The following is a 9,762-nucleotide window of genomic DNA, read 5'->3' as shown; positions in this document are numbered from 1 at the left end:
CCAGGGCGGCGGCGTGGGCCTGGCCGGTGGCGTTGGGGTGCACCACGGCGTACCGGAGGGGGAGGACGCTGGTCAGCACGCCGTCGAGCCAGTGGGCCACCCGGCGGTCGACGAAGCCGAGCGCCTCCGTGAGGTGCTCCCACAGCCCGTGCGGCTCGACCTCCAGCTGGAGCATCACCCGGGTGGTGCCCTCGTCCACGGGGTGGAAGGTGACCACACCCCGGTGCCGCGCCGGCCCGGGGCCGCTGTCCCACGCCACCCGCTCCCGCTCCACCAGCTCCGTCGTCACGGCCTCGAACTCCCGCGGCCCGGCAGCCGTGCGCACCACCCAGCTGGTGCCGCGCTCCGAGCGGTCGACGCTGACCACCCCGCGCATGAACCGCGGGAACTCCTCGCACCTCACCCAGCTCCCGTAGACCGTGCCGAGCGGCGCCGCGACCTCGACGGACTCCTCGATCCGATGCATCGCTCCTCCTGACGTCCCGTCACCGGAGCCGCCCCGCCCGGGGCGGCCCGTGGAACGCGGTTGCCCCCTGCGCGGCCCGGTATGCACCGCGCGGCCCGCCCCCGCCGCCGCGCGCACCGGAATCCGCCCCGCCCCGCACCCCGCCCGGGGCCGCGGGCACCGGTGTCGGTGCTGGTCAGGGCTCCCCGGCGCTGTATAGCCTGACGGGGCGCCGGGCCGGACCGGCGAACGGAAGTTCGCCGACGAACCCCTCCGGCGGCGCGACCGGCACCCCCTGAAGGGCAGTGGCGTGGACTACGGACTGATGTCGTTCGGATCGGCGCTCGGCGAACCCGTCGCCGTCGCGGACGTCGCCGCGCAGTACACCGAGGACGTCGAACGCGTCCTCGCGTACGGGTACCGCGCCATCCACCGTAGCCCGGACGGCGTCGGACTCACCGACCTGGCCGTCGACGCCGCCCGCGCCGCCCTGGACGCCTCCGGCACCGACCCCGCCGAACTCGACCTGGTGGTCCTCGCCATCACCGACATCCCCGAGTACCTGTACTGGGACGCCGCCGCCGCCCTCCAGGCCCGCCTCGGCGCCCACCGCGCCGAAGCCGTCCTCGTCAACCAGGGCTGCGTCAGCGGGATCACCTGCTTCGACCTGCTCGCCGGCCGCTTCGCCACCCACCCCCAGTACCAGCGCGCCCTGGTCGTCGGCGCCAACCGCACCTGCGAACCGTACTGGAACCGGATGCACACCAACTCGCTGCTGTTCTCCGACGGCGCCGGCGCCGCGGTCGCCGGACGCGGCCACCCCGAACTGCGCTGGCGCGCCAGCGAGGCGATCAGCGACGGCCGCTACGCCGACCTCTTCCGGATGGACCAGGGCGGAGCGGCCGCCCCCTTCCGCGGCGGCCGGACACCCCCGCCGGCCCGCGACGCCTGGGAACTCATGGAGTTCTTCGACTACGACACCGAACGCTTCCAGGAACTCCTCGCACTGATGGGCGAACGGGTGCACGAGGTCGTCGCCCGGGCCTGCCGGCGGATCGGCGCCTCCGTCCCGGACCTGGCCCGGGTCGTCCTGCTCAACGACAACAACGGCACCCTGACCAAACTGGCCGACCGCCTCGGCCTGCCCGTCGAACGCACCAACCTCGACATCTCCCTGGCCCGCGGCCACTTCGGCGCCGCAGACCACCTCCTCGACCTCCACCACCACCACGCCTCCGGCCACCTCGGCCACGGCGACCTGATCGCCCTGGCCGGCATGGGCCGCGGCATGCACTGGGCCTGCACCCTGCTGGAGTGCTGACCGTGGCAACGGTGAACTCGCTTGCACAACCGGAAGGTTGGCCGTGCACATAGGCTATTGCCGGCCGCCGGACCGTCCCTATACTGCCGTTGCCCGTCGGCCAGAACCCGGCCGCGGGCATCCGCTGCCGCGCCCGGCCGGGCCGGGCGGCCGCCCGTACGAGGGAGAACCGATCATGGTCAAGCACTACCTCAAGTACGCCTTCAGCACCCTCACCGCCGCGATGTTCCTCCACATGGTCTGACCCGACCGACGGGCCGACCCGGTCACCGGGCCGGCCCGACCGGCGGTCCGACCCGGTCGGCGGGTCGGACCGACCGACCCCGGCCGGGGCCGGGTGGCGAACCGTCCGACCCTGGCCTGGGGAGAAACCGCTTGTTCGCGACCGCGCTGAGTCAACTGCGCTACGGCGCCGCCATCCTGACGAACCATCGGATACGCCCGAAAGACCTCGAACGCCTCTCCCGCGACCTCGTCGCCACCATCGCCGAATTCGGCGAACCCGGCGAGGACTCCGCCCTGCTGCCCGGCCGCGCCGGACACGTCGACCCCAAGGTGCGGCGCGAAGTCACCCGCCGCAGCCTGCGCGCCACCGCCGGCGCCGCCGCCCGGCACACCGCCCACTACCGCCGGCAGTTCGCCGAACTCGACCTCGACCCGGCCACGTTGGAACCCGAGGACTGGACCCGCGTCCCCGTCACCCCCAAACAGGCCCTGCGCGCCCTGCCCGCCGCCTTCGTCTCCGACGCCGCCACCCCCGCCCTGATGGCCCTCACCACCGGCACCAGCGGCACCCCCACCGCCGTCTGGTTCTCCCGCGCCGAACTCGAGTGCGCCATCGCCTTCAGCACCATCTCCGCCGTCCTCGGCCTCGGCCTGCGACCCCGCCACACCGTCGCCTACGCCGGCTGCTCCCGCGCCACCCTGCCCCTGGTCAACGCCGAGGAATCCGCCACCCGCGCCGGCGCCGGCTTCGTCCAGTTCGGCACCATCGGCCCCGCCGTCGCCCTCGACCGCCTCGCCGCCCCCCTCGGCCTGCCCGGCAAGGACCCCCGCATCACCCACCTCACCACCTCCGCCTCCTACCTCGCCGCCCTCGTCCAGGAAGCCGAACAACACCAGTGGCAGAGCGCCGACTTCGGCCTCCGCTCGATCAGCGTCGGCGGCGAGGTGCTCTCCGCGCCACTGCGCCGCCGCGCCGAAGCCGTCTTCGGCGCCACCACCACCTCCGCCTACCTGATGACCGAGATCATCCCCGCCGGCGCCACCCCCTGCACCCACGGCCACCTCCACCACACCACCGAGTTCGGCCACCTCGAAGTCCTCGACCCGCTCACCGGGCAACCCACCGCCCCCGGCGCCACCGGCACCATCGTGCACACCCCCTACGTGCCCTACCGCGACTGCACCCTGCTGCTGCGCTACGACACCGGCGACCTCGTCCGCCTGCCCGCCCAACCACCCACCTGCGAACTCGCCCACCTGCCCGCCACCTCCGAGATCCTCGGCCGCTGGAACGGCCCGCTCAGCACCACCGTCACCACCCGCGACGTCCTCGACCTCGTCGAAGCCGACCCCGAAATCCCGCTGCCCGCCCGCCACACCCTCACCGAAGGCCCCGACGGCCCCGGCGGACCCGCCCGCCTCCACCTGCTCGTCCACCGCCTGCCCGCCACCGCCCTGCACAGCCGCCTGGAGGACCGCGCCCGCGCCGCCGGCCTCCACCTGGCCGACATCGTCCTGCACGAGGACCGCGCCGCCATGCCCCCGACCGCACCCCTCCGCGCCGACCTGCGCGAACACACCTTCGACACCCCCGGCCGCGGAGGCACCGCATGAACGCCGACCCCGCCGCCCTGACCGCCCTCAGCGCCGCCGTCGCCGCCGAGACCGCCCTCGCCGCCCACTACCTCGCCCGCATCCGGATGCCCCGCCCCCCGGTCGGCGTCTACACCGGCGGCGACATCGCCGTCCTGTGCGCCGGCGTCGTCCTCGCCCCCCTCCTCTACACCGCCCTGCCCGGCGCCGCCGTCTCCGCCGTCTTCGGCCTCGTCGGCTGCCTGGCCCTCCAGTTCACCCTCGCCCCGCTGCTCGCCGGCACCCCGCTGCGCGCCACCCCCTGGTCCTGGGCCGCCGCCCTCACCGCCACCGCCGCCACCGCGCTCGCCGCCCTCACCGGCCACCCCGGCGCCGCCCGCGCCGGCAGCGACCTGATCATCGCCACCGCCGTCATCGGCGTCGCCAACCTCTGGACCCAGAGCGGCATGCGCTCCACCCACACCGCCGCCCTCGCCGCCGTCCTCACCGGCTACGACCTCGCCGCCACCACCCTCACCGACACCACCACCCGCTTCTTCGCGCAGGTCCAGGACCGCCCCTTCGCCCCCATGCTCGCCCTCACCGGCGGCCCCACCCCCGTCGCCGTCGGCCTCGGCGACCTCCTGCTGCTCGTCCTGTACCCGCTCGTCGCCGCCAAGGCCCACGGCCGCACCGCCGCCCTCACCGCCGCCCTCGCCGGCCTGCTCACCACCAGCGCCGTCAGCGCCTGCTTCGCCGCCGGCTGGCTCACCACCGGCTTCCCGCTGCTCACCGCCCTCGGCCCGCTGATCGTCGCCCAGCACCTGTACTGGCGGCGCCGCTCGGGCGGCGAACGCACCACCGCCCAGTGGCGCGCGGGCCACCCCCTCCCACTGCGGACCCCCGCCCACGCGCCCGGCGGCACACCCCCGGGCGCATAGCGACCGTCTCCTGGATCCTTACCGGGCTCCCCCCTGCCTTCGGCCGGGAAGACCCCCAAGGCACAAGCGCACCTCGCCGCGTTGTCGTCGGCCGCCGTACCGCCGCACGGGAAGTCGGCCCGGCCGACTTCCTACGCGGACAGTGGACGGGCTGCGCCCGGGCCGTCCCGAACACCGAGTGCCCTCCCGGCCCCTCCGGCCGGGACACCAAGGTGCGGGCGGGCTCGTGTGCGGGCACGCGAGCCCGCCCGAAGAGGAGCTTGGGCGGCCCCGGCCCTCGTGGCCGGGGCCGCCGAGTACGGACCCGACCGTCCGCTGCGCGGGAAGTCGGTGCGGCCGACTCCCCGCGCTCACGGGCGGGTTGCGAGGGTGCGGCAGCGGGTGAGGGCGTAGGTGATGCGGCGGTCGGAGGGGGCGGTGGTGGTGAGGAGTTCGCCGGCGGTGGTGAGGGTGGTCCAGTAGGTGGTGGGGTCGCCGGTACGGGGGAGGGGGTGGGTGGTGGTGAGGGAGAGGTAGGCGGCGGTGAGGTTGCCGGTGGTGAACCAGCGTTGGAGGCCGTGATGGTGGCCGGGGCGGATGCCGCCGAGGGCGTCGATGGCGGTGAGGAGGAGGTCGACGATGGTGAGTTCGGTGTCGGTGAGGGACTTGGGGATGTCGAAGACGCCGAGGGCTTCGAGGAGTTCACCGGTGTCGTTCTCGGTGTCGGGGCGCGGGTCGGCGAGGAGTGCGTCGTAGCAGTCGGCGAGGCGGCGGGTGGTCTCGGCGTGGGGGATGTCGAGGGCGAGGCAGACAGCGCGCGCGACGGGCAGGGGCGGGTGGCCGAGGCGGGCGATGAGGGCGTAGGTGGCGGCCGGAGTGGCGCCACGGGAGAGGGTGTGTCGGGCGAGGGTGGTGAGGTTCATGGTGACGTCTTTCAGGCGACGGGGGCGATGAGGGCCCAGACGAACTTGCCGATGCCACACGGGCGCACGGTGCAGCCCCAGCGTTCGGCGAGCTCGTCGACGAGGAACAGCCCGCGCCCGTGCTCGTCGTCGGGGGCGACGGTACGGAGGGACGGCTGCCCGGAGCTGGCGTCGTGGACTTCCAGTCGGAGGCGGGAGCCGGCGAGGGCGAAGTGGACCTCGATGTGCCGGTCGTCGGGCGCGTCGGAGTGCTGGACGGCATTGGCGAAGAGTTCGCACAACAGCAGCTCGGCGGTGTCGCGGTAGCGCTCCCCGAAGGGCAGCCCGGACAGGTAGGCCCGGAGCAAGTACCGTGCCAGCGGCGCGGATTCGATACGGGAATCGAGCCTGGCGACGAACGCACGGGGACGACAGCCAATGGGCATGGGGGAGCACCTCAGGGGACGGAGGGGGCGTGCGAAGAGCGCGCGCTCAATGCTGCGCGTGTGGCTGATCGCGCTTCCGGTCTGAAGACCCGGGACGCGAAGGTGGCGCGGGCCGCAGCATCGCTCCAATCGGTAGTGATGCGACTACCCAGCGCACTCAATCTCCTCTAGACTCCGGAACTGTTCAACTTGTCAACGCCGTTTGATTGGTAGGATGAGTAGCTTTGAACAAGCGTGAACTTGACCCTCAGGCTTCCCCGGCGGCTGAGTTCGGGGCCTTTCTCCGCGAGGCCCGCGAGCAGCGGGGCTGGACGCAGGACCATCTCGCGGGGCTGATCGGCTGTACGTCTTCCTTCATCTCGGCTCTTGAAAATGGTCGAAGGAAACCAACTCAACGCATCGCTCACGCTCTTGACCGGGCGTTTGACACATTGCAGGCCGGGACGTTCAAGTACAAGGCCAGCGACGTCAAGCACAGTGCGCTGCTGGAGGGGTTCGCCGAGTTCGTCGCCCAAGAGCGTCGGGCCGTTGAACTGCGGCTCTTCGAACTCGGTATCGTGCCGGGCTTGCTGCAGACGAGGGAGTATGCAACCGCCATCGCGGCGGGTGCCGTACGGCGGCGGAGCATCACGCAGGATCAGGCGGACGAGCGGGTGCGAGTCCTCATAAGCCGCCAGGCCGCCATGCGACGGGATCCGCCACCGCTGATCCACGTCGTCATGGACGAGAGTTGCATTCGTCGGTCCGTGGGCGGGGACGCCGTGATGGCTGCGCAGCTCGACCACCTGGTCGAGTTCGCCAGCGAGCCGACAGTCCGGCTCCAGCTGGCCCCGTTCACACTCGGCGAGAACAGGGCGTTCGATCTCCCGGTGTCCATCCTGACGTTGCCGGACCGGTCGCTGATCTCGTACGCGGAGAGTGCTCACCAGGGGCGCTTGGAGCGGGACATCAACGCGGTGACGGCAGAGCTGGCGGCCTACTATCAGCTGCAGACGCATGCCCTTTCACAGGCGGACTCGGTGGCGATGATCCGCGAGCTACGGAGGCGAGTATGACCCTCGATTGGTTCAAGTCCAGCTACAGCAGCAATGGCGGACAGTGCATCGAGGTATCCGACAGCATGCCCGGCGTCGTCCCTGTCCGCGACTCGAAGGACCCGGAGGGCCCTTCTCTGGCTTTCCCGGTCGGCGCCTGGTCGAGCTTCGTCATCGCCGTTCGCTCCGGAGAGTTCGGCGACGTCTGACGCATCATGTGTACCGGCCGAGGCCCCATTGCCCACCTACGGGCAATGGGGCCGCCGTCGTCCTTCAGTGCTTCTATCCTCCTGCACATGAGCAACAGTGCCGGGAAGTCCCGGTCAACGCCGCTCCACTCGGTGTCCGTCGCCGGAGTGGTGGTGCGTGAGGACGGCTGCGTGCCGGCGATTCGCCGGGCTGACAACGGAGCTTGGGAACCCCCGGGTGGCGTGCTGGAACTGGGCGAGGCCATCGAGGACGGCGTGCGCCGCGAGGTCTACGAGGAGACCGGGATCAAGGTCGGCGTGGAGCGGCTGACCGGGGTCTACAAGAACGTGAACCGGGAGATCGTCGCCCTCGTCCTTCGCTGCCGACCGGAGAGCGATCAGGCGCGGCTCTCGGAGGAGTCGGTCGAGGCCGCTTGGCTCACACCGGCCGAGGTGTCCGAGCGCATGGCCGAGGTCTATGCCGTGCGTGTCCTGGACGGGCTCCGGGGGCGACGCTGTACCGAGTGTCCGGACTCATGACGGCCGGCACCTGCTGTGACAGGTCAGGCAGTGGAGGTGGTGGATCATGTCCAGGCGTGACTACGTGGACGACCCTAACGCCCCGCAGGCGAACTCACTGGTTCCCGCCGCGTCCGTCGTGGTGGTCGACAACGCGGGCCGCGTCCTGCTCCAGCGCCGCACCGACAACGGGATGTGGGCCCTGCCGGGCGGCAGGATGGACATCGGTGAGTCTCTCGCCGGGTGCGGGATCCGCGAGACGCGCGAGGAGACCGGCATCGACGTCGAGATCACCGGGATCGTCGGCACCTACACCGACCCCCGTCATGTCTTCGCCTACGACGACGGCGAGGTCCGCCAGGAGTTCTCCATCTGCCTCCTCGCGCGCCCGCTCGGCGGCGAACTGCGGGTGTCCGACGAGTCCCACGAGGTGAGATGGTTCACCCCGGCCGAGACGGACGGGCTGCCGATGGTGTCGAGCATCCGCAGGCGGCTGGCCGACTGGCGATCCGGGGCGATCCCCGTGGTGCGTTAGCTACCTGCTGCCGAATCGATGGCGGCCCTGGGCGGCGCTCAACGCGTGATCTGAAGGAGGAACCGGCGTGGCGATCGAAGCGGAGCTCAAGGCCGTCGTACGCGACCCCGAACTCGTCCTCGCACGATTGGAGAAGTCGTATGGCGCCGGGCGCGCCGAGGTGTACCGCGACACGTACTACGACGCCCCGGACGGCAGCCTGATGGGAACTGACCGCGAGCTGCGGATCCGCACCGTTCATGGGCCCGACGACACTCGCACCGTTCTCACGTACAAGGGCGCGCGGGTGGACGAGGCGTCCGGGTCGAAGTGGGAGGCCGAGACCCGGGTGGAGGACGCCGAGGTGGCCGACGAGATCATCCGGGGCCTCGGCTTCACCCCGCGCATCCGGTTCGAGAAGCGGTGCCGCAACTACGACTTCGAACGCGGCGGTCGGCGCTTCCTCGCGACGCTCGTCCGCGTGCCGGAGATCGACGCGACGTTCATCGAGGTCGAGACCGCTGAGGTCGCCCAGCACGGCCTCGGAGCGGCGCTGGACGCCGTGCGGGCCGTGCTGGCGGAGCTCGGGATCAGCGAGGACGACCTGACAACGGAGCTGTACACGGACGCGGTGGCGGCAGCTCGCACCTGATTCCGACGGCACGTGGGCGGCCAGTGCGTGTCACGCCTGCGCATTCTCCTTGATGGTGACGGCCTTTCACGGGGGTCCCGTCGAGAGCTGGAGTCTGTGGACCACGGTCTGCGGGTAGGCGGCTACTGCAACAACCGATCCAGCAGCGAAGGACAGCCATGGCGGACGACAAGCAGGTGAGGAGTACCGCGAGCTACCTGTTCGAGGCGGGCGTGCTCAAGCGGGCGCTGACCATGACGTCCCTGGAGTGGCAGAAGGTCTACCTCACGTGATGCTGCCGGCGCTCGCCGGTTGCGTTCGTGGCCGATGGCCGGGCCTCGGCTCTGTACCAGCAGATTTCGGCGCTTGACGGCGCCAACTGACGAAGGAGTACCGCATGGCGTCCGATGGGCAGATCTTCCGCGAAGCGTGGATCGCCGGGGTGTCGAAGCACTACCCGGGCGAGCCGAAGGCAGGCTATGTCGCCGCGTGGGCCGAGACTCCCGAGTGGGAGCGCGAGTGTGCCGCCGCTGTCTTCGGCCAGGTCCGCGACTTCATCGCCGTGAGTGGCGGCAGCACGTCCAAGCTCACTCGGGAGCAGAAGGGCCGGTTCGTGGCGACGTGTTGGATCGCCCAGATCCACAAGCACATCGAGAGTCCGAAGCCGGGCTATGTCGCCGACTGGGCCGATCTGCCGTCGTGGCAGCAGGAGACCGATGCGGACATCTTCGAAGCGATCGAAGGCGTCCATCCTTGAGTACTGCCGCGCTCCTGTCTCCGGTTGGTGGCGGGAGCGTGGGAAGTCGGTGGGGCCGACTTCCCACGCAAGGGCGGGGGGTGTGCGTGGTGCGGGGGGCGGGGCTTCGTGCGGGAAGGGCTCGCACTCCCTGTAGTCGGTGTGCTACTTTCCGCATCATCAACGGAACATAGGAGACCCCGGCGGTGGTGGAACACCCCGGGGTCGGGCACCAGGAGCAGCAACTCCAGATGCGGATTCATCGTAGCGTGCACAGGCGCGCGTTCACCGTCATGCCGAACGTCCTGT

General features: G+C 71.3%; 12 protein-coding genes and 1 pseudogene. 10 read left to right on the top strand and 3 right to left on the bottom strand.

Features of this window, described 5'->3' with window-relative positions; genetic code table 11:
• Nucleotides 1-466: SRPBCC family protein (locus AB0E96_RS33705; RefSeq protein WP_359829601.1), on the bottom strand; the 466-nt coding region annotated here is incomplete at its 3' end.
• Nucleotides 467-755: 289 nt separating this feature from the next.
• Here AB0E96_RS33705 and AB0E96_RS33700 point away from each other — a divergent pair.
• From AB0E96_RS33700 to AB0E96_RS33685, 4 genes are all read left to right on the top strand, one after another.
• A complete protein-coding gene (locus AB0E96_RS33700; protein WP_359829600.1) occupies nt 756-1,766 on the top strand; it encodes a 3-oxoacyl-[acyl-carrier-protein] synthase III C-terminal domain-containing protein in 1,011 nt (336 codons plus the stop codon).
• Nucleotides 1,767-1,809: 43 nt separating this feature from the next.
• The gene (locus AB0E96_RS33695; protein WP_359829602.1) at nt 1,810-2,010 is read left to right on the top strand and encodes a hypothetical protein; all 201 of its coding nucleotides are present in this window, start codon (nt 1,810-1,812) and stop codon (nt 2,008-2,010) included.
• Between the two features lie 131 nt (nt 2,011-2,141).
• Entirely contained in the window at nt 2,142-3,605 is a 1,464-nt protein-coding gene (locus AB0E96_RS33690; RefSeq protein WP_359829599.1) for an AMP-binding protein, read from the top strand.
• Nucleotides 3,602-4,504 carry a hypothetical protein gene (locus tag AB0E96_RS33685; RefSeq protein WP_359829598.1) on the top strand — a complete coding sequence of 301 codons (903 nt, stop codon included), beginning with the start codon at nt 3,602-3,604 and terminating at the stop codon, nt 4,502-4,504. The genes AB0E96_RS33690 and AB0E96_RS33685 overlap by 4 nt, the downstream gene beginning before the upstream one ends.
• Nucleotides 4,505-4,854: 350 nt before the next feature.
• Here the strand turns inward: AB0E96_RS33685 and AB0E96_RS33680 are convergent, their stop codons facing one another.
• Together AB0E96_RS33680 and AB0E96_RS33675 are read right to left on the bottom strand one after the other, a co-directional pair.
• Nucleotides 4,855-5,406: a hypothetical protein gene (locus tag AB0E96_RS33680; RefSeq protein ID WP_359829597.1), complete on the bottom strand. Its 552-nt coding sequence runs from the start codon at nt 5,404-5,406 to the stop codon at nt 4,855-4,857.
• An 11-nt stretch (nt 5,407-5,417) separates the two neighbouring features.
• Complete coding sequence (locus AB0E96_RS33675) at nt 5,418-5,831, bottom strand: ATP-binding protein (RefSeq protein ID WP_359829596.1); 414 nt, start codon at nt 5,829-5,831, stop codon at nt 5,418-5,420.
• A gap of 224 nt (nt 5,832-6,055) precedes the next feature.
• Here AB0E96_RS33675 and AB0E96_RS33670 point away from each other — a divergent pair, with 224 nt between their 5' ends.
• The 6 genes and pseudogenes from AB0E96_RS33670 to AB0E96_RS33645 all read left to right on the top strand — a co-directional run bounded on the left by AB0E96_RS33670 (nt 6,056) and on the right by AB0E96_RS33645 (nt 9,474).
• Nucleotides 6,056-6,886 carry a helix-turn-helix transcriptional regulator gene (locus AB0E96_RS33670; RefSeq protein ID WP_359829595.1) on the top strand — a complete coding sequence of 277 codons (831 nt, stop codon included), beginning with the start codon at nt 6,056-6,058 and terminating at the stop codon, nt 6,884-6,886.
• Entirely contained in the window at nt 6,883-7,074 is a 192-nt protein-coding gene (locus AB0E96_RS33665) for a DUF397 domain-containing protein (RefSeq protein ID WP_359829594.1), read from the top strand. Before AB0E96_RS33670 ends, AB0E96_RS33665 begins: the two co-directional genes overlap by 4 nt.
• A 75-nt stretch (nt 7,075-7,149) precedes the next feature.
• Nucleotides 7,150-7,612: pseudogene (locus AB0E96_RS33660) on the top strand (NUDIX domain-containing protein).
• Nucleotides 7,613-7,639: 27 nt separating this feature from the next.
• Nucleotides 7,640-8,107: an NUDIX domain-containing protein gene (locus AB0E96_RS33655; protein ID WP_359829593.1), complete on the top strand. Its 468-nt coding sequence runs from the start codon at nt 7,640-7,642 to the stop codon at nt 8,105-8,107.
• A 67-nt stretch (nt 8,108-8,174) separates the two neighbouring features.
• Nucleotides 8,175-8,738 carry a class IV adenylate cyclase gene (cyaB, locus tag AB0E96_RS33650; RefSeq protein WP_359829592.1) on the top strand — a complete coding sequence of 188 codons (564 nt, stop codon included), beginning with the start codon at nt 8,175-8,177 and terminating at the stop codon, nt 8,736-8,738.
• 376 nt (nt 8,739-9,114) lie between these two features.
• Complete coding sequence (locus AB0E96_RS33645) at nt 9,115-9,474, top strand: hypothetical protein (protein ID WP_359829591.1); 360 nt, start codon at nt 9,115-9,117, stop codon at nt 9,472-9,474.
• The last annotated feature ends 288 nt before the right edge of the window (nt 9,475-9,762 follow it).

The sequence above is a fragment of the Kitasatospora sp. NPDC036755 genome (genome assembly GCF_040636595.1).
Lineage (GTDB): Bacteria > Actinomycetota > Actinomycetes > Streptomycetales > Streptomycetaceae > Kitasatospora.
This window is presented reverse-complemented; position numbering and strand designations above follow the sequence as displayed.

Excerpts from the sequence above, each read along its gene's own strand:
- AB0E96_RS33655 (WP_359829593.1), top strand. The coding sequence starts at position 7,640 with ATGTCCAGGCGTGACTACGTGGACGACCCTAACGCCCCGCAGGCGAAC.
- AB0E96_RS33675 (WP_359829596.1), bottom strand. The coding sequence starts at position 5,831 with ATGCCCATTGGCTGTCGTCCCCGTGCGTTCGTCGCCAGGCTCGATTCC.
- AB0E96_RS33685 (WP_359829598.1), top strand. The coding sequence starts at position 3,602 with ATGAACGCCGACCCCGCCGCCCTGACCGCCCTCAGCGCCGCCGTCGCC.
- AB0E96_RS33645 (WP_359829591.1), top strand. The coding sequence starts at position 9,115 with ATGGCGTCCGATGGGCAGATCTTCCGCGAAGCGTGGATCGCCGGGGTG.
- AB0E96_RS33680 (WP_359829597.1), bottom strand. The coding sequence starts at position 5,406 with ATGAACCTCACCACCCTCGCCCGACACACCCTCTCCCGTGGCGCCACT.
- AB0E96_RS33665 (WP_359829594.1), top strand. The coding sequence starts at position 6,883 with ATGACCCTCGATTGGTTCAAGTCCAGCTACAGCAGCAATGGCGGACAG.